The sequence below is a fragment of the Actinomadura parmotrematis genome (assembly GCF_019458805.1).
GTDB classification, from domain to species: Bacteria; Actinomycetota; Actinomycetes; order Streptosporangiales; family Streptosporangiaceae; genus Spirillospora; species Spirillospora parmotrematis.
Map to the genome: position 1 here is coordinate 512,761 of NZ_JAIBOA010000001.1, position 25,429 is coordinate 538,189.

The 25,429-nt window shown below is 74.8% G+C and carries 25 protein-coding genes; 18 read left to right on the plus strand and 7 right to left on the minus strand.

The annotated features are described in order from the left end of the window. The first annotated feature begins 26 nt into the window (after positions 1-26). The 9 genes from K1Y72_RS02410 (at position 27) to K1Y72_RS02450 (ending at position 7,968) form a co-directional block, all read left to right on the plus strand. Positions 27-965: a sugar ABC transporter substrate-binding protein gene (locus tag K1Y72_RS02410; protein ID WP_220162716.1), complete on the plus strand. Its 939-nt coding sequence runs from the start codon at positions 27-29 to the stop codon at positions 963-965. Positions 966-1,032: 67 nt separating this feature from the next. Next, positions 1,033-1,944, plus strand: coding sequence for a LysR family transcriptional regulator (locus K1Y72_RS02415; RefSeq protein ID WP_220162718.1), 912 nt, complete (start codon positions 1,033-1,035; stop codon positions 1,942-1,944). A 149-nt stretch (positions 1,945-2,093) separates the two neighbouring features. Further along, positions 2,094-3,017, plus strand: a complete 924-nt coding sequence (locus K1Y72_RS36950) for a VOC family protein (RefSeq protein WP_220162720.1) — start codon at positions 2,094-2,096, stop codon at positions 3,015-3,017. Between the two features lie 14 nt (positions 3,018-3,031). Next, entirely contained in the window at positions 3,032-4,474 is a 1,443-nt protein-coding gene (locus K1Y72_RS02425; RefSeq protein WP_220162722.1) for an NAD-dependent succinate-semialdehyde dehydrogenase, read from the plus strand. A 12-nt stretch (positions 4,475-4,486) separates the two neighbouring features. Continuing rightward, the gene (locus K1Y72_RS02430) at positions 4,487-5,293 is read left to right on the plus strand and encodes a fumarylacetoacetate hydrolase family protein (RefSeq protein WP_220162723.1); all 807 of its coding nucleotides are present in this window, start codon (positions 4,487-4,489) and stop codon (positions 5,291-5,293) included. After that, positions 5,290-5,661, plus strand: a complete 372-nt coding sequence (locus tag K1Y72_RS02435) for a VOC family protein (RefSeq protein ID WP_220162725.1) — start codon at positions 5,290-5,292, stop codon at positions 5,659-5,661. Before K1Y72_RS02430 ends, K1Y72_RS02435 begins: the two co-directional genes overlap by 4 nt. A 30-nt stretch (positions 5,662-5,691) precedes the next feature. Continuing rightward, positions 5,692-6,480, plus strand: coding sequence for an alpha/beta fold hydrolase (locus tag K1Y72_RS02440; RefSeq protein ID WP_220162727.1), 789 nt, complete (start codon positions 5,692-5,694; stop codon positions 6,478-6,480). Then, the gene (locus K1Y72_RS02445) at positions 6,477-6,926 is read left to right on the plus strand and encodes a GlcG/HbpS family heme-binding protein (RefSeq protein WP_220162729.1); all 450 of its coding nucleotides are present in this window, start codon (positions 6,477-6,479) and stop codon (positions 6,924-6,926) included. The genes K1Y72_RS02440 and K1Y72_RS02445 overlap by 4 nt, the downstream gene beginning before the upstream one ends. After that, the gene (locus K1Y72_RS02450) at positions 6,919-7,968 is read left to right on the plus strand and encodes a uroporphyrinogen decarboxylase/cobalamine-independent methonine synthase family protein (RefSeq protein ID WP_220162731.1); all 1,050 of its coding nucleotides are present in this window, start codon (positions 6,919-6,921) and stop codon (positions 7,966-7,968) included. Before K1Y72_RS02445 ends, K1Y72_RS02450 begins: the two co-directional genes overlap by 8 nt. A 46-nt stretch (positions 7,969-8,014) precedes the next feature. On the opposite strand, the gene K1Y72_RS02455 is transcribed toward K1Y72_RS02450, so the two are convergent. Further along, complete coding sequence (locus K1Y72_RS02455) at positions 8,015-8,302, minus strand: putative quinol monooxygenase (protein WP_220162733.1); 288 nt, start codon at positions 8,300-8,302, stop codon at positions 8,015-8,017. Positions 8,303-8,501: 199 nt separating this feature from the next. Between K1Y72_RS02455 and K1Y72_RS02460 the strand changes: the two genes are divergently transcribed. The 9 genes from K1Y72_RS02460 to K1Y72_RS02500 all read left to right on the plus strand — a co-directional run bounded on the left by K1Y72_RS02460 (position 8,502) and on the right by K1Y72_RS02500 (position 18,229). Continuing rightward, positions 8,502-9,980, plus strand: a complete 1,479-nt coding sequence (locus K1Y72_RS02460; RefSeq protein ID WP_220162735.1) for an aldehyde dehydrogenase family protein — start codon at positions 8,502-8,504, stop codon at positions 9,978-9,980. After that, positions 9,977-11,200, plus strand: coding sequence for an L-2-hydroxyglutarate dehydrogenase (lhgD, locus tag K1Y72_RS02465; RefSeq protein WP_220162737.1), 1,224 nt, complete (start codon positions 9,977-9,979; stop codon positions 11,198-11,200). The genes K1Y72_RS02460 and lhgD overlap by 4 nt, the downstream gene beginning before the upstream one ends. A 119-nt stretch (positions 11,201-11,319) precedes the next feature. Further along, on the plus strand, positions 11,320-12,180 hold the full coding sequence (locus K1Y72_RS02470; protein ID WP_220162740.1) for an amidohydrolase family protein: 861 nt from the start codon (positions 11,320-11,322) through the stop codon (positions 12,178-12,180). A gap of 7 nt (positions 12,181-12,187) precedes the next feature. After that, positions 12,188-13,915 (plus strand): thiamine pyrophosphate-dependent enzyme, encoded by a 1,728-nt coding sequence (locus tag K1Y72_RS02475; protein WP_220162742.1) that lies wholly within the window; start codon positions 12,188-12,190, stop codon positions 13,913-13,915. A 19-nt stretch (positions 13,916-13,934) separates the two neighbouring features. Continuing rightward, positions 13,935-14,999 carry an Ldh family oxidoreductase gene (locus tag K1Y72_RS02480; RefSeq protein WP_220162744.1) on the plus strand — a complete coding sequence of 355 codons (1,065 nt, stop codon included), beginning with the start codon at positions 13,935-13,937 and terminating at the stop codon, positions 14,997-14,999. 115 nt (positions 15,000-15,114) lie between these two features. Then, the gene (locus K1Y72_RS02485; RefSeq protein WP_220162746.1) at positions 15,115-16,536 is read left to right on the plus strand and encodes a ferredoxin reductase family protein; all 1,422 of its coding nucleotides are present in this window, start codon (positions 15,115-15,117) and stop codon (positions 16,534-16,536) included. 17 nt (positions 16,537-16,553) lie between these two features. Continuing rightward, on the plus strand, positions 16,554-16,991 hold the full coding sequence (locus K1Y72_RS02490; RefSeq protein ID WP_220162748.1) for an FMN-binding protein: 438 nt from the start codon (positions 16,554-16,556) through the stop codon (positions 16,989-16,991). Continuing rightward, a complete protein-coding gene (locus K1Y72_RS02495) occupies positions 16,988-17,761 on the plus strand; it encodes an FAD:protein FMN transferase (protein WP_220162749.1) in 774 nt (257 codons plus the stop codon). Before K1Y72_RS02490 ends, K1Y72_RS02495 begins: the two co-directional genes overlap by 4 nt. Before the next feature lie 48 nt (positions 17,762-17,809). Continuing rightward, on the plus strand, positions 17,810-18,229 hold the full coding sequence (locus K1Y72_RS02500) for an STAS domain-containing protein (RefSeq protein WP_220162751.1): 420 nt from the start codon (positions 17,810-17,812) through the stop codon (positions 18,227-18,229). Here K1Y72_RS02500 and K1Y72_RS02505 read toward each other — a convergent pair. The 6 genes from K1Y72_RS02505 to K1Y72_RS02530 are packed head-to-tail and all read right to left on the minus strand — an operon-like array spanning position 18,226 to position 25,165. After that, positions 18,226-19,884 carry a CocE/NonD family hydrolase gene (locus tag K1Y72_RS02505; RefSeq protein WP_220162753.1) on the minus strand — a complete coding sequence of 553 codons (1,659 nt, stop codon included), beginning with the start codon at positions 19,882-19,884 and terminating at the stop codon, positions 18,226-18,228. The genes K1Y72_RS02500 and K1Y72_RS02505 overlap by 4 nt on opposite strands. Beyond that, positions 19,878-20,768 carry an ABC transporter ATP-binding protein gene (locus tag K1Y72_RS02510; protein WP_220162755.1) on the minus strand — a complete coding sequence of 297 codons (891 nt, stop codon included), beginning with the start codon at positions 20,766-20,768 and terminating at the stop codon, positions 19,878-19,880. The genes K1Y72_RS02505 and K1Y72_RS02510 overlap by 7 nt, the downstream gene beginning before the upstream one ends. Then, positions 20,765-21,721 (minus strand): ABC transporter ATP-binding protein, encoded by a 957-nt coding sequence (locus tag K1Y72_RS02515; RefSeq protein WP_220162757.1) that lies wholly within the window; start codon positions 21,719-21,721, stop codon positions 20,765-20,767. Before K1Y72_RS02515 ends, K1Y72_RS02510 begins: the two co-directional genes overlap by 4 nt. After that, positions 21,718-22,587, minus strand: coding sequence for an ABC transporter permease (locus tag K1Y72_RS02520; protein WP_220162759.1), 870 nt, complete (start codon positions 22,585-22,587; stop codon positions 21,718-21,720). Before K1Y72_RS02520 ends, K1Y72_RS02515 begins: the two co-directional genes overlap by 4 nt. Beyond that, the gene (locus K1Y72_RS02525; protein ID WP_220162761.1) at positions 22,584-23,546 is read right to left on the minus strand and encodes an ABC transporter permease; all 963 of its coding nucleotides are present in this window, start codon (positions 23,544-23,546) and stop codon (positions 22,584-22,586) included. The genes K1Y72_RS02520 and K1Y72_RS02525 overlap by 4 nt, the downstream gene beginning before the upstream one ends. Next, positions 23,546-25,165, minus strand: a complete 1,620-nt coding sequence (locus K1Y72_RS02530; RefSeq protein WP_220162763.1) for an ABC transporter substrate-binding protein — start codon at positions 25,163-25,165, stop codon at positions 23,546-23,548. The genes K1Y72_RS02525 and K1Y72_RS02530 overlap by 1 nt, the downstream gene beginning before the upstream one ends. Between the last annotated feature and the right edge of the window lie 264 nt (positions 25,166-25,429).

Below are 25,429 nucleotides of genomic sequence, written 5' to 3' on the forward strand. Positions count from 1 at the left end.
AGACCCACCCTGAAAGGCAGCACCCCATGCCCCGACACCTGCGACCCCTCGGCGCGCTCGCCGCCGCCGCCACCTGCGCGGCCCTGCTGAGCGCCTGCGACTCCGGCGCGTCCGGCGACGGCACGACCACGCTCGGCTTCGTCAACGGCGCCAACACCGAGTTCCACACCTGCCTGCAGAAGGCCGTCACCAGCCAGGCGAGCGCGTCCGGCGCCAAGGTGATCACCGCCAACTCCCAGCAGAACCCGGCGACCGAGCTGTCCAACATCGAGGACATGATCTCCCGCCAGGTGGACGCGCTGATCGTGCAGACGGTCAACGTGGACGCGCTGAAGGGCGACATCGCCAAGGCGCGGAGCGCCAAGATCCCGATCTTCCTGACCTCGGTGATCAGCTCCGACACCACCGACATCCTCGGCGCCGTCGTGGTCGACCTGCCGAAGGTCGGCGCCCTGGACGCCGGCTGGGTCGGCAAGGACGCGGCCGGCGCCCCGGCCGAGGCCGGCGTGATCGCCGGCGCCCCCGGCGCCGCCTCCGACCTGCTGGTGAAGGGCTTCACCGGCGCGCTGCCGGCCAACGTCAAGGTGGTCGCCAACCAGCCGGGCATGTTCGTGCGGGCCAAGGCCCAGGACGTCGCCGAGAACATGATCCAGGCGCACCCGAACCTGAAGTACGCCTTCGTCGCCAACGAGGACATGGCCTTCGGTGCGCTGCAGGCGTTCAAGGCGGCCGGCAAGAACGTCGAGATCGTGACGGTGAACGGCACCGACGAGGGGCTCGCCGCGGTCAAGGACGGCCGGTTCGCCGCGACCGTCGCCAACTCCGCGACCGTCACCGGGCAGCTCGCGGTGAAGAACGCGGTGGCGCTGCTGAAGAAGCAGGCCGCCCCCAAGATCGCGAACACCCCGATCTCGCTGATCACTCAGGAGAATCTCAGCTCCGCCCCGCAGTATTGCCTCAAGTGACCCCGATCACGTAGATAAGGGACGTCCGAAAAGAGAACTCTGTCCCCACCGAAACCCGGAGGAGCCCGTGGACCGCCTGCTCGTCATGCGCAGCTTCGTCACCGTCGCCAAGGTCGGCAGCTTCAGCGGCGCCGCGAAGATCCTCGGCTCCTCCGGGTCGCTCGTCTCCCGGCACGTCGCCGACCTGGAGAAACAGGTCGGCGTCCGGCTGGTCAACCGCACCGCCCGCTCGATCAGCCTGACCGAGCCCGGCCAGCGCTACAGCGCCTTCGCGCAGCGCATCCTGGACGAGATCGACGACGAGGACGCCAACATCGCCGAGCTGCACGACCGGCCGGAGGGGGCGCTGTCGATCATCTGCCCGAAGTGGATCGGCGGGCTGGACCTCGGGGACGCGATCGCGGCGTTCGCGGTCGCGCACCCCAAGATCACCGTGCGGTTCGAGCTCGGCGGCATGTCCGACCGCACCTACGACTTCCTGGACTCGGGCTTCGACGTCGCCTTCCACACCCGCGACCTGCGCGACTCCAGCGTCCGGCTGAAGCGGATCGCCGCGCTGCCGTTCGTGCTCTGCGCCTCGCGCGGCTACGTCGCCGAGCACGGGGAGCTGAGCGACCCGAACGAGCTGGCCCACCACGACTGCCTGGTGCACGTCAACGACCCGGTCTGGCGGATCGGGCACGGGCACGCCAGCACCCTGCACAAGATCCGCAAGGTGGCGTTCCAGTCCAACTCCTACATCGCCCTGCAGAAGGCCGCCGTGCACGGGCGCGGCATCGCCCTCGTCCCGCACCGCCCCGCCTACGAGGACCTGGTGAGCGGGGCGCTGCAGGTGCTGCTGCCCGAGCTCGCCGTGCCCGACCGCTCGCTCTACGCGATCTACGGGCCGGCCGCCCAGGTGCCCCGCAAGGTGGAGGTCTTCCTGGACTTCCTCACCCGCTGGTTCTCCGACAACCCCATCCCGGCGTTCGAGCGCTGAGCCCGGCCGGCGGCCCGCCCCGCACCCGCTGCAAGCAACGTTTGCGACTTTCGCGCCTCCTGAGCTGTTGGTTGCTCTTTGGGGTGTTCCTAGGATCGACACGTCCGGTGACCCAGGTCACGAACCGCAAGCCACGAGGAGACCGCACGGTGGGCATCCAGCGCATCGAGTCCGTGCTCTACAGCGTCGAGGACCTGGACGAGTGCGTCCGGTTCTTCACCGACCTCGGGCTCGCGCCCGTGGAGCGGGACGCCGCGCGGGCCGTGCTCGCGACCGTCACCGGGCAGACCGTCCGCCTGGAGACTGGGGAGATCCCCGGCCTGCCGCCGGCGCTGGAGCGCATCCCGACGATCCGCGAGGTCGTCTGGGGCGTGGACACCCCCGCCGAGCTGGACGCCCTGGTCGCCCGCGTCGCCGCCGACCGCGAGGTCCGGCTGGACGCCGACGGCGTGCACCGCGCCGCCGACGAGACCGGCTTCGGCGTCGGCCTCGCCCTGGCGGCGGCCGACGACACCGAGCGGGCCGCGCCCCGCCCCGGCAACACCCTCGGGCACGTCGCCCGCTGGAACACCGCGGTGTCCCCGGTCGGGCGGGTGCGGCCGCTCCGGATGTGCCACGTGGCGCTGAACATCCCCAAGGCGGGCCGGGAGGAGGCGGTCGCCTTCTACATCGACCGGCTCGGCTTCGTCCCGACCGACGTGGTGAAGCCGATGGGCGTGTTCATGCGCTGCCCGGGGGACGCCGACCAGCACAACTTCCTGCTCTGCCACCGGCCCGACCGGGCCGGCGTCAACCACGTCGCCTTCGAGGTCCCCGGCTTCGACGACGTCATCGAGGGCGGCAACCACATGATCGCGCAGGGCTGGCGGGAGGCCCGGCGGCTCGGCCGCCACACCGTCGGCTCCAACGTCTTCCGCTTCGTGCACGCCCCCTGCGGCGGCCGGGTGGAGTACGCCGCCGACATGGACCGGGTGGACGGCGCCTACGGCACGCGGGTGCACGAGACCGCGCCCCCGCACCACGTCTGGACCCTGCGCACCGCCAAGGACGCGCCGGACGGTTCCGGCGTCTGAACGCGAGGAAGAAGATGACCGAGCACTACCCCGAGCCGCGGATGCTCATCGCCGGCACCTGGTGCCAGGGCGAGGACGGGCGCACCGCGGCCGTGCTGAACCCCGCCACCGAGGAGGTCGTCGGCCGGGTGCCGCTGGCCTCCCGCGGCGACCTGGACCGCGCCCTGGCGGCCGCCGAGACCGGCTTCGCCGCCTGGCGCGCCACCCCGATCGCGCGGCGCACCGCGATCCTGCACGCCGCCGCCGACCTGCTCACCGAGCGGGCCGGCGAGGTCGGCCGGATCATGACGCTCGAGCAGGGCAAGCCGCTGAAGGAGGCGCGCGGCGAGGCCGTCCGCGTCGCGGGCACGCTGCGCTGGCACGCCGACGACGCCCGCCGCGCCTACGGCCGCGTCATCCCGTCCGCGCCCGGCACCCTGCTGACGGTGCGGCGCGAGCCGGCCGGCGTGATCGCCGCGTTCACGCCGTGGAACTTCCCGGCGGGCTCCCCGATGCGCAAGATCGCCGCGGCGCTGTCGGCGGGCTGCTCCATCGTCATCAAGGCGTCCGAGGAGACCCCCGGCACCGCCTGCGCGCTCGCCGCCTGCCTCCAAGAGGCCGGGCTGCCCGACGGCGCCCTCAACCTGGTGTTCGGCGAGCCCGCCGAGGTCTCGGCGCACCTCATCGCCGCGCCCGCCGTCCGGCTCGTCGCCTTCACCGGCTCCATCCCCGTCGGCAAGCTGCTCGCCGCCGCGGCGGGCGCCGAGATGAAGCCGACGCTGATGGAGCTCGGCGGCCACGCGCCCGTCATCGTCTGCGCCGACGCCGACCCGGTGACGGCCGCGCGCCGCGCCGCCGCCGCCAAGTTCGCCAACGCCGGCCAGGTCTGCACCTCGCCGAGCCGGTTCCTCGTCCACGAGAGCCTGCTGGCGGAGTTCACCGCCGCGTTCGTCGAGGCGGCCGAGGCCGTCGTCATGGGCGACGGCCTCGCCGACGGCGTCACCATGGGCCCGATGGCGAACGCCCGCCGGGTCAAGGCCATGGAGGAGCTCGTCACCGACGCGGTGAGCCGCGGCGCCGAGGTCCGCACCGGCGGCCGCCGGCCCGACCGGGCCGGCTACTTCTTCCCCCCGACCGTCCTCACCGGCGTCCCCGCCGACGCGCGGATCATGGTCGAGGAGCCGTTCGGGCCGGTCGCGCCCATCGCCGGCTTCACCGACCTGGACGACGCCTTGCGCACCGCCAACGCGCTGCCCTACGGCCTCGCCGCCTACGGCTTCACCGAGTCCGCGGCGACCGCCGAGCGGCTGGTCGCCGGGTTCGAGGCCGGCATCCTGTCGATCAACCACTGCGGCGGCTCGGTGCACGAGGCGCCGTCGGGCGGCGTCAAGGAGAGCGGCCACGGCCGCGAGGGCGGCCCCGAGGGCCTGGACGGCTACCTGGTCACCAAGCGGGTCTCGCACCTGCTGGGGACCTGAGGCGGCCGCGACATGAGGATCTGCCGCGTCGAGCACGACGGCCGCCCCGCCTTCGGCCGCGTCGAGGGCGAGGACGTCGTGCTCCTGGACGGCTCCCCGCTGGAGGGCGCCGTCCGCGAGACCGGGACGGTGCTGGCGCTGGGCGCCGCGACGCTCCTGCCGCCCGTCGTCCCGCCGGTGTTCTACGCCGTCGGCCTCAACTACAAGGGCCACCTCGAGCACGCCCTCGCCAAGGGCTACCCCGCCGCCGCCGTCCCCGAGCGGCCCGAGGTCGGCTACCGGGCCAACAACGCCCTCACCGGGCACGGCTCGCCGATCGTCAAGCCCGCCGATGTCGAGGGCCGCTTCGAGGCCGAGGGCGAGCTCGTCGCCGTCATCGGCCGCCGGCTCCGCCGCGCGACCCGCGAAGAGGCGCGGGAGGCGGTGTTCGGCTGGACCATCGGCAACGACGTGAGCGCCCGCGCCTGGCAGCACGCCGACCGGTCCTTCTGGCGCAGCAAGAACAGCGACACCTTCAAGCCCATGGGCCCGTGGATCGAGACCGGCGTGGACGCGCTCGCCCAGACGACGACCGTCCGCGTGAACGGCGCGGTCCGCGCGTCCTTCCCCACCGGCGCGATGATCTTCGATCCGTTCGAGTACATCGCCGCCGCCACCGAGTACCTCACGATGCACCCCGGCGACGTGCTCTGGATGGGCGCCGACGGCACCTGCCAGCTGGAGCCGGGCGACACCGTCGACATCGAGATCAGCGGGATCGGCGTGCTGTCGAATCCCGTGCACGCCGAGACCCCACCCGACGAAAGGCAACGGCGATGAGCAACCGCCCGCTCTACATCCACCACGTCAACTTCCCGACGACCGACGTCGAGCGCACCAAGGAGTGGTACGCCAAGGTCTTCGGACTGAAGTCGATCACGCCCAAGAGCAACACCAAGGTGCTGCTCATGACCCGCGGCAACTTCGACCTGCACTTCACCCCGGTCGAGGAGATGGACCGCATGGCGCCCTACCACTTCGCCATGGAGGTCGAGGACTGGGACGGCTTCCTCGCCCACCTCACCGAGCTCGGCATCCGGCACACCCGGCCGATCGAGCGGCCGGAGAACCAGTCGAAGTTCTGCTACATCCACGACCCCGACCACACCATGATCGAGCTGGTCTACCACGGCAAGCGCCCCTCCTGAGCGGCCCCGACCCCATCTGAAGGAGGCACCATGGGCGTCGCCCTCTCCGACGGCACCGTGAGGATCTACTACGAGGTGCACGGCAGCGGCCCGGCGATCGCGCTGGTCCACGGCTCGGGCGGCCACCACGCCGCCTGGTGGCAGCAGGTCGCCGCGCTGCGCGACCGCTACACCCTCGTCACGCTGGACCTGCGCGGCTTCGGCAACTCCGACTCCTCGATGCCGGAGTTCGACGGCCAGGACTTCCCCGGTGACATCGTCGCCGTGCTGGAGGACGCCGGCCTGTCCGACGTGCTGGTGTTCGGCCAGTCCATCGGCGCGGTCGCCGCGCTCCGCGCCGGCCTGGCCCGCCCCGACCTCGTCGGCGGCGTCGCGCTCGGCCACTCCCTCGGCGGCATCGACCACCCCGAGCTCACGCCGCTCGTCGCCGCCGACCGCGCCGAGGCCGTCAAGCTCCCGGTCATCGACCGGCTGCTCAGCAAGGACTTCCAGGAGTCGCAGGCCGCGCTGACCTTCCTGTTCCAGCAGCAGGGCACCTTCAACGTCGCCACGATGGCCGACCTGCGCAACCTCACCACCGGCGGCCCCACGATCGAGGACGTCGTCGCCGCCGGCCTCGACGTCACCTTCGTCGCCGGCGAGCGCGACGCCGTCATCAGCCCCGCCACCGTCCGCCGCGCGCACGAGCTGGTGAAGGACTCGCACCTGGAGCTGATCCCGGGCGCCCCGCACTCCATGTACTGGGAGCGCCCCGACCTGTTCAACGCCGCGCTCGCGCGCATCCGCGAGCGCCTCTCCGCCAAGAAGGTCCGATCATGAAACTCACCCTCGACGAGGCCGAGCGGATCGTCGACGCCGCCCTGAAAGCGGGCGAGGGCCTCGGCAAGGCCCTCAGCGTCGCGGTCGTCGACGCCGGCGGCTTCCTGCGGACGGTCAAGCGCTCCGACGGCGCCCGCCCGCTCACCCCCAACATCGCGATCAGCAAGGCGTACAGCTCCGCGGTGATGGAGCGGCCGACGAAGATGCTGAAGGCGTGGGCCGAGGGCAACCCCGCCTTCTTCGCCTCGCTGTCGCAGCACGCCGCCCAGCCGATCGTCGCCACCGACGGCGGCGTCACCATCAAGCGCGGCGGCGAGATCCTCGGCGGCCTCGGCATCTCCGGCGGCACCGCCGAGGAGGACCAGCAGGTGTGCGAGGAGGTGCTCGGCGGCCTCGGCTACGAGCTCTCCTTCCAGGCGTGGGGAGGGGCGAAGGGCCATGGCTGACACCTTCAAGTACCGCATCGACCACCACGGCAGCCTGGTCCGGCCCGCCGAGGTCCTCGCCGCCCGCGAGCGGCACGCGGCCGGAACCCTGGACGACGCGGGCCTCCGCGCCGTCGAGGACGAGGCGATCGCCGAGGCCGTCCGGCTGCAGCGCAAGCTGCGCACCTCCGTCGTCACCGACGGCGACTTCCGCAGCGAGGACTTCCGCAGCGCGGTGTTCGAGAGCGTCGCCGGGTTCCGCCGCACCGGCGCCCTCGACCCCTACGGGCGCGCGGTGTGGGTCGCCGCGGGCGAGCTCAAGGCGGGCGGCCCGATCGTCGCCGACAGCGTCGCCGGGCTCGCCGGGCTGACGTCCATGGCGGCGCCGAAGGCGAGCCTGCCGGCACCGTCCTACCTCGCCGCGACCTGCTTCGACCCCGCCGTCACCGGCCCCTTCTACAAGGACCCGGTGGCGCTCGGCGAGGCCCTCGCGGGCATCCTGCGCGAGGAGATCGAGCTGCTGGTCGCGCGCGGCGTCCGGCTGATCCAGCTGAACAACCCGCGCTACGGGTCCTACCTGTCGGGGCGGGACGGCCAGCCGCTCACCCTGGACGAGGCCATCGCCATCGACGCCGCCGCGGTGCGCGTCGCCGACCGCCCCGAGGGCGTCCGGATCGGGCTCTGCCCGACCCACCGGGCGCCCGCCGAGGTCGACGCCGGCGCCGCCGAGCGGCTGTTCGGCGACCTGCCGGTGGACCGCTGGGTGCTGCCCTACGACAGGGGCGCCGCGGGCGAGACGGCGCTGCTGCGCGCCGTCCCGGCCGACCGCGACGCCGCCCTCGGCATCGTGGACCCGCGCAGCGCCGAGCTGGAGGACGTCGACACGATCATGGATCGGATGGACGCCGCCGCCGAGCTGAAGGACGTCCAGGACATCGCCGTCACCCCGAGCGGCGGCTTCGCCGACCGCGCGGACGGCAACGCCCTCGGCCCCGACGAGCAGCGGCGCAAGCTCATCCACGTGGAGACGATCGCCCGCATGTGCTGGGGCAACGAGCTGTAGAGCGGCGCCGGGCGCCCGTCTCCGAGGGACGGGCGCCCGGCGGGCCTCACAGCACCTCGCCGAACGACACGGAGCGCTCGACCAGGCGCGGGCGGACCGTCCCGAGAATGTGCTCGGCGAAATGCGGCGCCTGCGTGTGCGCGTCGAACGCCGCCCGGTCGACGTACTGCTCGTAGAGCGTGAAAGCGGCGCTGTCGGAAGTGTCGGCATGCACGATGTAGAGCAGGTTGCCCGGCTCGCGCAGCGTGTGCGCGCGCATTTCCAGCAGCGCGCCGCGGACCAGTTCGGCGTCCCCGGGCTCGCACCGGTAGCGCGCCACGACCGCATAGGGCATGAATTCCTCCTGGCCTGGCCTGGGATGGGAAGCGGTTGACCGGCCGATTCCACCACGGACCGGACGCCGCGCAGGATGCCGAGCGCGCAAGCAATGAATGCCGCCGGGCGCGTGGTCCCGCGACCCCCCGGTTTTTATCGTTGGCCCCCGATACGTGCTCGGCCGTCCCCTGCGGCGGCCGGAAGGAGCAGTGATACCCGTGCAGCCGATACCCGCGCAGCCGATACCCGTGCAGCCGATGGAGACCCTGGCGGGCGGCCGCTGGGTGGGCGCCGGCGAGTGGCTGGAGGTGCTCGACCCCGCCGACGTCCGCACCGCCGTCGCCCGCGTCCCCGCCCTCACCGCCGAGGACGTCCGCGGCGTCCACGACGCGGCGGCCGAGGGCGCGGCGGTCTGGCGGAAGACCTCGCCCTTCACCCGCGCCCGCATCCTCACCGCCGCCGCCGCGCTGCTGCGCGAGCGGTCCGAGCAGGTCGCGGCGGCCGTCGTCGCCGAGAACGGCAAGACCCGCGCCGAGGCGCGCGGCGAGACCGAGAAGGCCGCCGACTTCCTGGAGTACTACGCCGGCGTCGCCCGCGAGGGCTACGGCGCCCTGCTGCACGACGCCCGCGCCCAGACCCGCACCGGCTACCAGCGCGAGCCGCTCGGCGTCGTCGTGGCGATCACGCCGTGGAACGATCCGCTGCTCACCCCGGCGCGCAAGCTCGCGCCGGCCCTCGCCGCCGGCAACGCCGTCGTGCTGAAGCCCGCGGGCGAGACGCCGACCTCGGCGCTGCACCTGGCCCGCGCCCTCGACGACGCCGGCCTGCCCGCCGGCGTCCTCAGCGTCGTCACCGGCCGCACCGGCGAGATCTCGGACGCCCTGCTGGACGACCCGCGGGTCGCCGCCGTCACCTTCACCGGCGGCAACGAGGTGGGGGAGCGGCTCCGCCTCCGCCTCGCCGCCCGCAGCGTCCGCTTCCAGGGCGAGATGGGCGGCAAGAACGCCTCGGTCGTGCTCGCCGACGCCGACCTGGACGCCGCCGCCGACGCGATCGTCGCCGCGTCCTTCGGGCAGGCCGGGCAGCGCTGCACCGCCACCAGCCGCGTCCTCGTCGAGCGCGCCGTGCACGACCGGTTCGCCGGGATCCTGCGCGAGCGCGTCGCCGCGCTCCGCCTCGGGCCCGGCGCCGACCCCGGCACCGGGGTCGGCCCGCTGGTCAGCGAGCGGCACCGCGACGGCGTCCTCGACGCCGTCGCCCGCGCCGTGAAGCAGGGCGCCCGCGTCGAGCTCGGCGGCGCGGCGCCCGCCGACGCCGCCCTCGCCGGCGGCTGCTACGTCAGCCCGACGATCCTGACCGGCGTCACCCCCGACATGGACGTGTGGCGCGAGGAGGTGTTCGGCCCCGTCGTGGTGCTGCGACCGGTCGAGGACCTCGACCAGGCCATCGCCGAGGTCAACGACTCCGACTTCGGCCTCGCCGCCGCGGTGTTCACCACCGGCCTCGCCGCCGCGCACCGCTTCGTCGACGAGGCCGACTGCGGGCAGGTCGCGGTCAACACCACCACCTCGGGCTGGGACGTGCACCTGCCGTTCGGCGGGTTCCGCGACTCCGGCTCGCCCTTCAAGGAGCAGGGCGACGAGGCGCTGCGGTTCTACACCCGGGTCAAGACCTTCGCGATCCACTTCGGCGCATGAGCGGGCCCCGCCCCGCGACCGGCGCCACCACCGTGATCGTCGGGGCCGGCATCGTCGGCCTCGCGGTCGGCCGCGAGATCACCCTGCGCCGGCCCGGCACCCGCGTCGTCGTGCTGGAGAAGGAGGACCGGGTCGCCGCGCACCAGACCGGCCACAACTCCGGGGTCGTGCACGCGGGCATCTACTACCAGCCGGGCGGCCTGAAGGCCGAGCTCTGCACCCGCGGCCGCACGCTGGTCCGCGAGTACTGCGCCGAGCGCGGCCTGCCCTACGACGAGTGCGGCAAGCTCGTCGTCGCCGTCACCCCCGAGGAAGTGGCGCGCCTGGGGGGCCTGGAGGAGCGGGCCGGACGGAACGCCGTCCCCGGCCTCCGCCGCCTCGACGCCGCCGGCATCCGCGAGATCGAGCCGCACGCCGCCGGTCTCGCCGCCCTGCACTCGCCGCACACCGCCATCACCGACTACCCCGCCATCGCGCGGGCCTTCGCCGACGACATCGTCGCCGCCGGCGGCGAGATCCGGCTGTCGTCGCCGGTCACCGGCATCGCCCGCGAGGCCGGCGGCCTGCGGGTGACCGCGGGCGGCGAGGACGTCCGCGCCGACCACGTCGTCCTCTGCGCCGGCATCCAGGCCGACGCGGTGTCCGGCCTCGCCGGGGACGGGCCGGGGCCCCGCATCATCCCGTTCCGGGGCGAGTACATGGCGGTGACGCCCGCCAAGGCGCACCTCGTGCGCGGCCTCATCTACCCCGTCCCCGACCCCCGCTACCCGTTCCTCGGCGTGCACTTCACCCGGCGCGTGTCGGGCGAGGTCGAGGTCGGCCCGAACGCCGTCCTCGCGCTCGCCCGCGAGGGCTACCGGCGCGCCGACGTGTCCCTGCGCGACCTGCGCGGCATGGCCGCCTGGCCCGGCGCCTGGCGCATGGCGGCGCAGCATTGGCGCACCGGCGTGCGCGAGATGCACGGATCGTTCTCCAAACGCGCCTATATGAAAGCGGCCCGGCTCTATGTCCCCGAGGTCGGCGCCGCCGACGTCGTGCGGGCCGGGGCCGGCGTGCGCGCGCAGGCCCTGGACCGCGACGGCTCGCTCGTCGACGACTTCCGCATCCACCGCCTCGGTCCCGTCACCGCCGTCCGCAACGCACCCTCACCTGCGGCGACGTCGTCGATGGCGATCGCCGAATACGTCATGGACGTCATCGACGGCAAGAAGACCGCCTGAAAGCGGCAGTCGGTTCGTGCAACAACCGTTTGCGCGGCGCGGACTCCGCACGGTCCCCATTCTTCTCTAGCGTCATATTCGCGACCCGCGCGAACCCCCACCCCGGAAAGGAACCCACTGTGTTCGTCGTCGATTCCCAGGTGCACATCTGGAAGGAAGAAACCCCCGACCGCCCGTGGGTGCCCGGCGCCCGCGAGCGGATCCGGCTGAACGGGCACCGCGAGGACCCCTTCAGCTACGAGGAGTGCGTCTCCCTCATGGACGAGGCCGGCGTCAACCGCGCCCTCATCCTGCCGCCCTCCTGGGAGGGCAACCGGATCGACTACGCGCTGGAAGCCTGCGAGGCCTACCCCGAGCGGTTCGGCATCATGGCCCGCGTCCCGCAGGACGACCCGGTCGAGGGCACCGCGATGCTGAAGGACTTCGCGCAGAACCCCTACATCAAGGGCACCCGGCTGACCTTCCACCGCCCGCAGGACCGCAACTGGATGATCGACGGCACCAACGACTGGTACTGGCCGATCGCCGAGGAGCTGGCCATCCCGACGATGGTGCACGCGCCGATCTGGAAGAAGGAGCTCGGCGACATCGCCTCCCGGCACCCCGGGCTGAAGATCATCATCGACCACATGGGCATCATGGCCCGCTGCGTGGACGACGCGATCGGCTACTGGGTGAAGGAGACCGCCGACCTGCACGGGCACCCCAACATCTACGTGAAGGTCTCGGCGCTGCCCGGTTACTCCACGCAGCCCTTCCCGAACCTCAACATCGAGAAGTACGTCCGCGAGATGGTCGACAGCATGGGCCCCGAGCGCTGCTTCTGGGGCACCGACCTGACCCGCCTCATGGGCCACGGCCTGAGCTACGTCGAGACGATCGAGCAGTTCACCAAGCACTTCGACCTGACGGCCGACGAGCTGGAGTGGATCATGGGCCGGGGCATCTGCGAGTGCCTCGACTGGCCGATCGAGAGCTGAGGACGCGATGAGCGACGACCGGAAGCAGGCACCGGAGCACCGGGCCGACGGCGGCGACGCCGTCATCACCGCCCTGACCGCCGCCGGTGCCGACCACCTCTTCTCCTCGCCCGGATCGGAGTGGGCGCCGGTGTGGGAGTCCCTCGCCCGGCGCCACCGCGACGGGCTGCCCTGCCCGCACTACCTCGACCTCACCCACGAGACCGTCGCGGTCGGCATGGCGACCGGGTACGCCCTGGTCACCCGCCGCGCCCAGGGCGTCCTGCTGCACGCCGGACCCGGCCTGCTGCAGGGCTCGTGCGCGATCCACGGCGCGCTGCTCGCGGGGGTGCCGATGGTCGTCGCCTCGTCGGAGTCCCTCACCTACGGCGACGGCCCGGGTCCCGACCCGGGCGGCCAGTGGTACCGCAACCTGTCGGTCGTCGGCGGCCCGCACACGATGGCGCAGCCGTTCGTGAAGTGGTCCGAGCAGGCCGCCAGCGTGCACACCCTGACCGGCATGGTCACCCGCGCGGCCGAGCTGGCCGGGCGGGCGCCCGCCGGGCCCGCCTACCTCAACATCCCGCTGGAGGTGCTGCTCGACCCCTGGGAGGAGCAGGACGTCAAGCCGGTCGCGCCGCGCGGCACGACCGTCAGCGCGCCCGCGGAGATCGCGGCCGTGCTGGACCTGGCGGCCCGCGCCCGCAACCCGGTGATCGTCACCGAGACGGCCGGCCGCGAGGCCGGCGGCCTGGAGGCGCTCGTCGCGTTCGCCGAGGCCCTCGCGATCCCGGTGGTGGAGCCGAGCTCGGCGGTCTGCGTGAACTTCCCGCGCACCCACCCGCTGCACGCGGGCGGCGACATCGGGCCGTTCATGGACACCGCCGACCTGATCATCCTGGTGAACTGCCGGGCGCCGTTCTACCCGCCGAGCCGGCGGCCCGCGAACGCCGCCGTCGTCGTCATCGACGACGTGCCGCAGCGGCCGCACCTCTCCTACCAGGTGCTGTACGCCGACCACTACCTGGAAGGGGGCGTCGCCGCCACGCTCCGCGAGCTGGCCCGCCTGGCCGGCGCGACGGGCGCGGCGGACGGGGCCGCGCTCGCGCCGCGCCGGGAGGCCCAGGCCGCCCGCCGCGCCGCCGAGACCGCCGCGATCGAGGCGGCCGAGGCGCGGGCCGCGGCCGCCGACGGCATCGACCCCGTGGCGGTCGCCGCGGCGCTCCGCGAGCTGCTCGCGGACGCCGACGCGATCGTGGTCGACGAGACCATCACCCACAGCCGGGTCGTGCAGCGCCACCTGCGGCGCGACGCCCCCGACTCCTACTTCTACGTGCAGGGCGGCCTCGGCCAGGGGATCGCCGTCGCGCTCGGGGTGAAGCTCGCCGCGCCGGAACGGCCCGTCGTGCTCACCGTGGGCGACGGCGCGTTCCTCTACAACCCCGTCATCCCGTCGCTGGACGCCGCGCGCACGCACGGCCTGCCGGTGCTCATCGTCGTCTTCAACAACCGCGAGTACCGGTCGATGAAGATGAACCACCTGCGGTTCTACCCCGAGGGCGCCGCCGTCGGGACCGGCGAGTTCCTCGGCGTCGACCTGTCGGGGCAGCCCGAGCTCGCCGCGTTCGCCGAGCCGTTCGGGATGCACGGCGAGACCGTCGAGCGCCCCGGGGAGCTCGCGCCCGCCCTGGACCGCGCCCTGAAGTCCGTGCGCGGCGGCACCACCGCCCTCGTCAACATCTCCGTCTCCCGCTGACCCACCCGGAGCCCCACCCATGCCACCAGCCAAAGTCGTGATCCCCGCGGACGCGCTGACCGGTTTCGTGACCGAGCTGCTCACCGCCGCCGGGGCCTCGCCCGAGCACGCCGCCACCATCGGCGACGTCCTGATCTGGGCGAGCCTGCGCGGCGTCGACTCGCACGGCGCCGCGCGCGTGCCGCGCTACCTGGACCTGCTCGCCTCCGGCGAGGCCAACGCCAAGCCCGACATGAGCCTCACCGAGGGCGCGGCGGCCGTCGCGACCCTGGACGCCGACCGGGCGCCCGGGCCGGTCGCGCTCACCGCGGCCGCCGGGGCCGCCGCCGAGCGCGCCCGCGCCGGCGGGATCGGCGCCGTCGCGGTCCGCCGGACCGTGCACACCGGCGCCATCGGCTACTACACCTCGCTGCTCGCCGAGCGCGGCCTCGTCGGCATCGCCTTCGTCGCCGGCATGCCCAACATGGGCTACACCGGTGTGCAGGGCGCCGCCGTCGCGACCAGCCCGCTGTCGATCGCGGTGCCCGCCGGGGGCCGGCCGCCCGTCCTGCTGGACATGGCGACCGCCGGCATCGCGCTCGGCAAGATCGCGCAGTACCGCAACGCGGGCCGGGAGCTGCCCGCCGGCACCGCCGCGACCGCCGACGGGACGCCGACGACCGACCCGGACCTGGCGAAGATGCCGCTGCCGCTCGGCGGCCCCAAAGGCGCCGGGATGTCGCTGGTCTTCGAGCTGATCACCAGCGTGCTGGTCGGCGCGCCGATCCTGGCGTCCTTCCACGGCGACGACCCGGACGGCCGCAAGCACCGGCAGAACGCGCTGATCGTCGCGCTGGACCCGGCCGCGTTCGGCACCGGGGACGGCTACGCCGCCGGGGTCGGCGCCACCCTCGACGCGCTGAAGGGCCTGCCGCGCGCGGACGCCGGCACCGAGATCGCCTACCCGGGCGAGCGCAGCGCCGCGACCGGCGCCGCGCGCGCCGCCGGCGGCGTCCCGGTCGCCGCGAAGGTCTGGGCGGAGCTGCTCGCCGCAGCCGAGAAGTCCGGCGTGACGCCGCCCGCCGAGGCCGGCGCCGCGTCCTGACCGCCCGTCCCGGGCCGGTGCGGACGCCGCGCCGGCCCGGGATGCCGGCGCCTTCTCATCCAATCCTCAGACAACCCCGGTAACGCCTCTCATCAGGGGATTCCATCGTGGTGGCATGACCGCCACAGCGTTGCCCCGGCCGCCGGGGCACCACCAGGCGCCGCCGCCCGGTGCGGCGGGGCCGCGCCCGGCGCCCCGCTGGTACGGGGACGCCGCCGGCACCCTGGCCTGGCTGACCCTGCTCGCCGTCACCGTGCTCTGGGTGCACGGCGGCGGCGTGCAGCAGCTCGCCGGCGGCGCCGCGCAGGCCCTGTCGTCCCTCGGCCGGATCACCGGCCTCTGGGCGTCGGACCTGCTGCTCCTCCAGGTGCTGCTGATGGCCCGGATCCCGCTGGTGGAGCGCGCCTTCGGGCAGGACCGGCTGGCCCGCTGGCACCGCTGGACGGGCTTCGCCTCCTTCCACCTCATGGCCGCGCACATCGTCCTGATCGTCGTCGGGTACGCCCTCGCCGGCCGGGCGAACGTGCTCGCCGAGGTCTGGGACATGGTCACCACCTATCCCGGGATGCTGCTCGCCGCGGGCGGCACCGCCGCGCTGGCCCTGGTCGCCGCCACGTCCGTGCGGGCCGCGCGGCGGCGCCTCCGCTACGAGTCGTGGCACCTGCTGCACCTGTACGCCTACCTCGGCGCCGGGCTCGCCCTGCCGCACCAGCTGTGGACCGGCACCGACTTCGTCTCCTCCGCCCCGGCCCGCCTGTTCTGGTGGACGCTGTACGGCGCGGCCGCGGGCGCCGTCGTCGTCTGGCGGCTCGCCCTGCCCGCCTACCGCAACCTGCGGCACCGGCTGGTCGTCAGCCACGTCGTCCCCGAGGGACCCGGGCTCACCTCGGTCTACCTGCGGGGACGCGACCTGGACCGGCTGCCGGTGCGGGCCGGGCAGTTCTTCCAGTGGCGGTTCCTGGACGGCCCCGGCTGGTCGCGGGCGCACCCGTACTCGCTGTCGGCCACGCCCCGCGACGGCCTGATGCGGATCACGGTGAAGGACCTCGGGGACGGCAGCGCCCGCGCGGCGTCGCTGGAACCGGGCACCCGCGTCCTCGTCGAGGGCCCCTACGGAACGCTGACGGGGGAGTCCTACACCGGCGGGCCCGTCGTCATGCTGGCCTGCGGCGTCGGCATCACGCCGCTGATCGCGCTGCTGCGGGACCTGCCCTACGCGCCCGGCGAGGCCACCCTGATCTACCGGGCGCGCAGCGAGCGGGAGATGGCGTTCGGGGAGGAGCTGCGGAGCCTCGCCGAGGCGCGCGGCGTCCGCGTCGTGCACCTCCTCGGGCCGCGCGCGGGCCGCCCGTCGTGGCTGCCGGGCCACCTGTCCTACGTGGGCGACGCCGACGCGCTGCGCCGCATGGCGCGCCCGGTCGAGGACGCCCACGTCTACATCTGCGGGCCGCGCGAGTGGACCGCCGCGGCCCGGTCCGCCGCGCTGGAGGCGGGCGTCCGGCCCGGCCGCCTGCACACCGAACGGTTCGCCTGGTGAACTCGGAGAAGAGGACGATGCGACGTATCACGCTGTGGATGCTGTCCACGGTCGCCGCGCTGGTGCTGATGTTCAGCTACCGCACCTCGCTGCACGGCACCGCGCCGGTCCGGGCGAGCGGCGCGTCCGCACCGGCGCCGTCGGCATCGGCGGCCGCCGGGACGCAGGGCTCGGCGGCCAAGACGTACCAGGGGTCGGTGGCGCAAACGCAGTGGGGTCCCGTCCAGGTCACCGTCACCGTGTCCGGCGGCAGGATCACCGACGTGGGGGTGCCGACGTACCCGAACGGCAACCACCGCGACGAGGAGATCAACGCGCAGGCGCTGCCGCGGCTGAAGGAGGAGGTGCTGGACGCGCAGAGCGCCGACATCGACACCGTCTCCGGCGCGACCGTCACCAGCGACGGCTACAGGCAGTCGCTGCAGGCCGCCCTCGACGCCGCCCACCTGTCATGACGGCCCGCCTCGCCCGCCGCGCCTGGGTCGAGCAGATCATGGGGCTGCCGGTCAGCGTCCACGTCCGGGGGGCCGATCCGGCCCGCCCGGACGTGGAGCTCGCCGTCGCCCGCGTCTTCGCCGACCTCTGCCGCGCCGACGCCGTCCTCAGCCCCTACCGCGACGCCAGCGACCTGTCGCGCTGGGAGCGCGGCGAGCTCGCCCTCGGCGACGCCGACCCCGACCTCGCCCTCGTCATGGAGCTCTGCGACCTCGCCCGCGAGCGCACCGGCGGCTGGTTCGACGCCGCCGGGCTGCCCGAACCGCGCACCGGGCGGCGCCGCTACGACCCGTCCGGGCTGGTCAAGGGCTGGGCCGTGCAGCGCGCCGCCCGGCACCTGGCGGCCCTGGACGGCGCCGGCTGGTGCCTGAACGCCGGCGGCGACGTGCTGGTGCACGCCCCCGAGGGGCAGCCGCCCTGGCGGGTCGGCATCGAGGACCCGGCCCGGCCCGACCGGGTCATGGCGGTCGTCGCGCGCCGCGGCGGCGCGGTCGCCACCTCCGGCGGCGCCCACCGCGGCGCCCACATCATCGACCCGCACACCGGGCGCCCCGCCGCCGCCGTCCGGTCGGTGACCGTCGCCGGGCCGGACCTGCTCTGGGCCGACGTGCGGGCCACCGCCGCCGCGGCCCGGGGCCCGGACGCGCTGGCGGGCCTGGCCCCCTACGAGGCCCTGATGATCACCGGTGCCGGGGAGCGGCTCACCACCCCCGGCTGGACCGAGGACTGACCGGCGGCCGGTTCGCCGCCCCCGGCCCGCCCGTGGGACGCTGGATGCATGCCATCGGACAACGATTCCGCCGCCGAGGCGCCGGACGGGCTGGCGGCCCGCTTGGAGCAGCGGTCGGTGTACGCCGTCGCGACGCTCGCCGGGTCCATCGACATGGGCAACCACGAGCGCCTGCGCGAGCTGCTGGTGCGGGCGCTGGAGGGGACCCGCGCCGCCCTGATCGTCGACATGGCGGGAGTGGACTTCTGCGACTCCTCGGGCCTCGGGGTGTTCGCCCACCTGGCCCGCGCGTCCCGGGCCGGCGGCACGTCGCTGGTGGTGACGGGCCTGCGCGGCCGGGTGGCCCGCGTCTTCGACGCGACCGGCATGTTCCTCTTCCTGTACGCCGAGCCCAACGTCCAGGCCGCCGTCGACTGGCTGGACGGCGGCCGCCGCCACCCCCTGTCGCCGAGCGCCGACCCCTCCTAGCGGCCCGGCGGCCGGGCGCCGATGACCAGGCGCGAGGCGCCCGCCCCTCCCACGGCGACCGAGCGCGGGGACGGCGCGCCGGGCAGGGCCGTCCAGGGGTCGGTCCCGGCGGGGCTCTCGGGGACGTGGTCGGGGAAGTCGCTGCTCATGAGGTCCAGCGCCAGCCGGTGCCCGGCGCGCAGCCGGTAGGCGACGCTCTGCAGGTCGAGGGCGACCTCGGCGTTCTCGGCCGCCCCGGCCACCCTGACCTGGCCCTTGGCGATCAGCCGGGCGGCGCCGGCGGCGTCCACGTCCAGCAGGCGGGCGTGGACGGCGGCGCCCGCCGGCGCCGTCAGGCGGAGCAGCAGGACGGCCGCGCCGACCAGGTCGGTGTCGGCGCCGGCGGCGGGCGCGAGGAAGCGGACGACGTCGGCGCGCTCCGCGATCCCGGAAAGGTCCGACCGGTCGAACAGCGCGGCGAACGGGTCGGCGGCGGCGGAGGGCACGAGGTCGGACGGGTCGTGGACCCACTCGACCCGGGACGCGCGGGGCTCGGGCGCCTCCGCCAGGTGCGGGGAGGGCGACGCGGCCAGGTGGTACGTGCGGCCGGGCGTGCCCGGCGGCGGCCAGGACGCGGCCTCCCGCCGGTCGCCGTGGCAGATCTCGTAGCGGACGCGCGGCAGCGCCGCCAGGTCCCCGGAGCGGCCGAGGACGGCGTCGAAGAACTCCAGCGCCGGGTCCAGGTAGCGGGGGAGCAGGCGGGCGAGCGCCGCGCCGTTCGCGGTGTGGTCGTCGGCGGGGGCGATCGGCGCGTCGGCGAGGTGGTAGTTCTCGTGGTCGATCGGCTCCATGCGCAGGTACAGGTGCGGCGCCCACCGCGCGTCCTGCGCTAGGGCGCGGACGTCGTGCCAGGACCAGACGGCGCAGTTGTCGAACCAGCCGATCGTGTAGAGGACGGGCACGGGCGGAGCGTCGAGCAGGGCCTGTAGCGGGCGCGGCCGGAAGCGCCCGGCGCCGGGGCCGTCCTCGAACTCGGCGTCGAAGTTCGCCGAGCGCGTCCCGGTCTGCGCGAAGAAGGCGTCGAAGGCGGCGCGCAGGGGGCGGGCCGTCCAGTCCGGCTGCCACTCGTAGCGGCCGGCGTCCACGTAGTGGGTGGCGAAGTAGGCCTTGCGGCTCGTCTGCTCGACGTCGGCGGTGCCGTCGCCGTGGTCCAGCACCGTGGACAGCTGGGAGCCGGTGAGGCGCGGCGCGATCGCGCGGAGGGCGGGGTGCCCGGCGGACGCGGCGGCGAGGGCGGTGTACCCGAAGTAGGAGTCGCCCCACATGACGACGTCGCCGTCGCACCAGGGCCGCCCGGCGATCCACTCGATCGTGTCGCGGCCGTCGCCGGCCTCGTGGACGGCGAACTCGGCGGCGCCCTCCGAGCGGTACTTGCCGCGCACGTCCTGCACCACGACGTGGTAGCCGCGCGCCGTCATGCGGCGGGCGACGGCGGGCATGAAGCAGTAGGCGCCGTCCTTGTCGTAGGGCAGGCGGACGAGCACGGCGGGGCCGGGCGCGCCGCCGTCCGCGAGGTAGACGTCGGCGGCGAGGCGGGCGCCGTCGCGCATCGGGACGGCGGCCTGCGCAGCGTCGGGGGGCGGGGCGGCGGGGCCGACCCGCCGGATGTTCAGCACGTGGGATCTCCGTCGGGGGAAGGGGAGTCGGGGACGTCGGGGTCGTCGGGGAGGCCGTCGAGGGCCCGGCGGTCGCGGGCGACGCGCTCCAGGTCCCAGCCGGGCACCGGGACGGAGTCGAGCAGCAGCCGCGTGTAGGGGTGGCGCGGCTCGCGCAGCACCCGCTCGGTGCCGCCGCGCTCGACGACGCGGCCGCGCCGCATCACCAGGACCTCGTCGGTGATGTGCCGGACGACGGCGAGGTCGTGGCCGACGAACAGGTAGGCGATGCCGGTGTCGCGGCGCAGCGCGTCCAGCAGGGTGAGGATCTGCGCCTGGACCGAGACGTCGAGCGCGGCGACGGCCTCGTCCAGGATCAGCACGCGCGGGGCGACGCCGAGCGCGCGGGCGATCGCGGCGCGCTGCCGCTGGCCGCCCGACAGGTCGCGGGGCAGCGAGTCCCCGGCCCGCGCGCTCAGCCCGACCTGGTCGAGCAGCTCGCGGACGCGGGCGTGCCGGGCGGCGGCCGGGCCGGGCGCGTGCAGCGCGATCGGCTCGGCGATGGACTGGGCGACGGTGCGGCGCGGGTCGAACGAGCCGTAGGGGTCCTGGAAGATCATCTGGAGGTGCCGGGCGCGGCGCAGCCGGTCGCGCCGGGACCGGCCGCCGGCGGGCGCGCCGGCCAGCTCGACGGTGCCCGCCGTCGCCCGCTCCAGCCCGGCGACGATGCGGGCGGTGGTGGTCTTGCCCGACCCGGACTCGCCGACGAGGCCGAGCGACGCGCCGGGCAGCAGGTCGAAGCCGACGCCGTCCACGGCGGTGACGTCGCCGAACCGCTTCACCAGGCCGCGGACCGACAGCACGGGGCCGGTCTTTTCGGGGCCGGTCGTTCCGGGACCGGTCATCGGGGCTCCTCTCCCGCGCGCAGGCACGCGGCGAGGGACGCGCCGTGGCGGCGCGTCCCGGGGACGGCGCGCGCGCAGTCGTCGCCGGCGAGCGGGCAGCGGTCGCGGAACGCGCAGCCGCCCGGCGCCTCGGCGAGCGACCGCGGCCGCCCGCGGACGGCCTTGACGGCGGCGCGCTCGCCGCGCACCGACGGGCTCGCCTCCAGCAGCGCCCGCGTGTAGGGGTGGGCGGGGGCGCCGAACAGGGCGGCGCCCGGCGCCTCCTCCACGATGCGGCCCGCGTACATGACGTAGACGCGGTCGCAGATGGCGGCGGCGAGGTCCAGGTCGTGCGTCACGAACAGCATCCCGGTGCCGTGGGCCTTCTGCAGCTCCTTCAGCAGGCCGACGACCTCGGCCTGGGTGGTGACGTCCAGGGCGGTGGTCGGCTCGTCGGCGAGCAGCAGCGCGGGCTCGGTGGCGAGCGCCCCGGCGATCACGACGCGCTGCAGCATGCCGCCGGAGAACTCGTGCGGGTAGCGGCGGAGCGCGCCGCGCGGGTCGCGGAGGCCGACCTGCGCGAGCAGGTCGAGGGCGCGCTCGGTCGCGGCGCGGGCGGGCACGCCGCGGGCGCGCAGCCCCTCGGTCAGGTAGTCGCCGACGCGCCGCACCGGGTTGACGGCGGCGCGCGGGTCCTGGAACACCATGGAGACGCGGGTGCGGCGCAGCTCGCGCAGCTCCCGGCGGCCCGCGGCGAGCACGTCGGTGCCGGCGACGGTGACGCGACCGGTGGCGCGGGCGCCGCGCGGCAGCATGCCGAGCGCCGAGCGGGCGGTCAGCGACTTGCCCGACCCCGACTCGCCGACGAGGCCGACGGTCTCGCCCGCCCCGACCCGCACCCCGACGCCGTCCAGCAGCGGGACGGCGCCCGCTCCGACGGTGAGGCCGAGCCCCTCGATCGCGAGGGCGGTCATGGCCCCTCCTTCCGGGTGCGGCCGATGGCCGCGCCGATGTGGCCGCCGACGGCGTTGACGCAGCCGACGGTGAGCAGCACCGCCGCGCCGGGGACGAGCGCGCTCCACGGCGCGCCCTGCAGGATCGCGCCCTGCGCCTCGGCGATCATCTGCCCCCAGTCGGCGGCGGGCGGCCGCACGCCGAGCCCGAGGTAGGACAGCGACGCCAGGTCGACCAGCGCGTACCCGAACGACAGGGCGCTCTGCGCGGCGAGGACCGGCGCGACGTTCGGCAGCAGGTGCCGCAGCGTCACCCACGGCTCGCCGAACCCCATGACGCGGTACGCCTCCAGGTAGGGGCGGGCGCCCTCCTGGAGCGCCATGCTGCGCACGACGCGGCCGACGAACGGGGTGTAGCCGACCGCGAGCGCGCAGACCGGCGCGGCGAGGCCGGGGCCGAACACCGCGACGGCGAGCATCGCCAGCAGCAGGCTCGGGAACGCGAACACCACGTCCATGGCGCGCGACAGCGCGGCGTCGGCCCAGCCGCCGCAGCGCGCGGCGAGCAGCCCGATCGCGGTGCCGAGCAGCGTCGACAGGGCGACGACGCCGAGCGGGGCGAGCAGCGACAGGCGCGCCCCGTACAGCAGCCGCGACAGCACGTCCCGGCCGGAGGAGTCGGTGCCGAGCAGGTGGCCCGCGGTGCCGGGCGGGGCGAGCGAGCCGAGCAGGTCGGTGGTGTCGGGGGAGTGCGGCGCGAGGAGCGGCGCGGCCGCGCCCGCGACCGCGACGGCGAGCAGGAACGCGGCGGCGAGCGCCAGGCCGAGCGGGCGGCGCCGCCGGGGCCGCGCCGACCGGGCCCGCAGCGCGGGGACGCTGAGCGTCATCGGCCGAGCCCCCCGACCGTCACCCGCGGGTCGATCAACGGCATCGCCAGGTCCACCAGCGTGTTGACCAGCACGAACAGCACGACGGCGACGAGCGCGACGCCCTGCACCACCGGGAAGTCGCGGCGCGACACCGAGCTCACCAGCAGCGCGCCGACGCCGTCGAGCCCGAACGCCGTCTCGACGACGGCGGTCCCGACGAACAGCCCGGCGACCAGCAGCCCGATGACGGTGAGCAGCGGCGCGAGCGCGTTGCGGACGACGTGCCGCCGCACGAGCGCGGCGCCGCCGGCGCCGCGGCTGCGCGCGACCTCCACGTGCTCGCGGCCGAGCTCGTCGGCGAACGCGGCGGTGCCGACGCGGGCGAGGACCCCGAACCCGGCCGCCGCCATCGCGACGGCGGGCAGCGTGAGGTGCCAGAGCCGGCCCGCGAGGCCGTCGCCCGCGCCGGTGGCGGGGAACCAGCCGAGGCCGACGGCGAACACCGACAGCAGGACGACGGCGGCGACGAACGGCGGCGTCGCGGTGGTGACGGCCGCCGCCAGCGTCGTGGCCCGCGCGGCGATCCCGCCGCGCACCGCCGCGGCCAGCGCGACCGCGCAGCCGGCGACGACCGCGAGGACCGCCGCGTACCCGATGAGCAGCCCCGACACCGCGAGCCGGCTCGCGATGAGCGACCCGACGCCGGTCTGGTAGTTCAGCGAGGTGCCGAGGTCGAGGCGGACGGCGCCGCCGAGCCAGCCGAGGTAGCCCTGCACGAAGCCCCGGTCGAGGCCGTAGCGGTGGCGGAGCGCCTCGATCTGGTCGGGGGTGACCCGGCGCCCGGCGGTCAGCGCGAGCACCGGGTCGCCGGGGACGAGCCGCAGCGCCCCGTAGATCACGACGCTGGCGGCGAGCACGGTGAGCACCGCGCCGAGCACCCGGCGCCCGATCCAGGCGGCGAGGGGGCGCGCCTCCATCACTTGCCGCCGAGGGTGGTCGCCCACGGCGTGTACAGGTAGTCCTGCCGCGGGACGAGGCCGGTCAGGCGGGCGCCGTAGTAGACGTTGACGTACTGCGTCGCGATCGGGATCGTCGGCAGGTCGCGGGTCATGATGCCCTGCGCCTTGACGATCAGGCGGGCGCGGGCGGCCGGGCCGGCGGTGCCGAGGGCGGACGCGACCGCCGCGTCGTACTCCTTGTCGCTGTACCCGGCGAAGTTGTAGAAGCTGCCGGTGGTGAAGTACTGGTAGTACTCCAGCGGCTCGGGGAAGTCCAGGTAGCCGGTGGACAGGAACAGGTCCACGCCCGCGCGGGCGGCGGGGGAGGCGAACATCGCGCCGAACTGCTCGCCGGTGAGCGGCTTCAGCTCGACGTTCATGCCCGCCTGCTTCGCGGTGTCGGCGATGGAGGCGGCGATGCGGCTCTCCTCGTCGATGGCCCGCGAGTAGGCCAGCACGATCTTCTGCTTGGCGCGCGGCGACCCGGCCACGAGCTTCCTGGCCTTGCCGAGGTCCTGGACGGGCTCGGGCAGCGCGTCGTAGGCGGTCTTGTAGACGTCGCCGGCGTAGCCCCAGGCGGCGGGCGGGACGAGCGCGCGGAGCGGCTGCGCGGTGCCCTGGTAGACCGAGCCGGTGATGCCCTTGTAGTCGATGAGGGCCTGGAGCGCCTGCCGGGCGGCCGGGTCGCCGAGCGCGCCCTTCTGGTTCAGCACCGACAGGAACGTCGGGGCGAGGCTCTGCCCGTACAGCAGGTGGCCCTTGCCGGAGAGCTGCTTGTGCGCGGGGCGCGGCACGTTGAACTGGCCGTCGACGTCGCCGCTCGCGAGCGCGGCGGTCTGCGCGGCCGGATCGGCGATGAAGGTGAACTTCAGGTCCTTCACCTTGGGCTTGACGGCGGTGTTCCACCAGGCGTCGTTGCGGGTGAGAGTGATGTTCTGGCCCTGCGTCCAGGCGCCGAACTTGTACGGGCCGGTGCACATGACGCCGCCCTTGGCGGTGCCGAACGCCTTCCCGGCCTTCTCGGCGAACGCCTTCTCCACGACGTGGAAGGACGGCAGCGCGAAGAACGACGGCACGAGCACGTCGGGCTGCTTCAACTTGAGCGTGACGCGGTCGGCGCCGGTCGGCTCGATGCTCTTCATGTGGGCGGCCCAGCCGACCCAGGAGGAGCCGAGCGCCGGGTTCAGGACGCGCCGCACGCTGTAGACGACGTCCTCGGGAGTCACCGGCTTGCCGTCCCAGAACGTCGCGCCCTTGCGCAGGTGGAACACGTAGGTGAGCGGGTCGGGGTGGTCGACGGACGTCGCGAGCGCGGGCTCGCTCTTGTAGCCGGGGCCGAAGGTGAACAGGCCCTCGCACATGTTGGCGACGACGGTGCTGGCCGACTCGATGGAGGACAGCGCCGGGTCCAGCGAGGCGGGCTCGCCGAGCGCGGAGTTCCAGGTGACGGTGCCGACCTGCGCGGTCGGCGCGGGGACGGAGGTGGTGACGGCCGGGGCGGACGCGCCCCCGGCGGCGGTGCCGCCGCCGGTACAGCCGGCGAGGGCGGTCGTGCCGAGCAGGACCGCGGCGAGCGCGGCGGGGAGTGGACGAGCCATGGGGAGACCCTTCGTGGTGCTGGCGCGGGCCGGGACGGCCGGCGGCGGTGGCGGCGTGGCGGCGGGGGGCGGATCCGCTGCCGGACGCGGCCCGCCCAGCCTGGTCGCGGTCCCGATTGATTGTCAATACTGCAAATCAAAAAGGGCCGGGAGAAGAACATCGAGGTCAGCGGGCATGCCCGTGCGAACGGGTGAGAGGATGGTCCGCGCACGGAACGCGGCGCGGGCGCGGTTGTCGGCCGCGGCGGCACAACTACGGGAGCG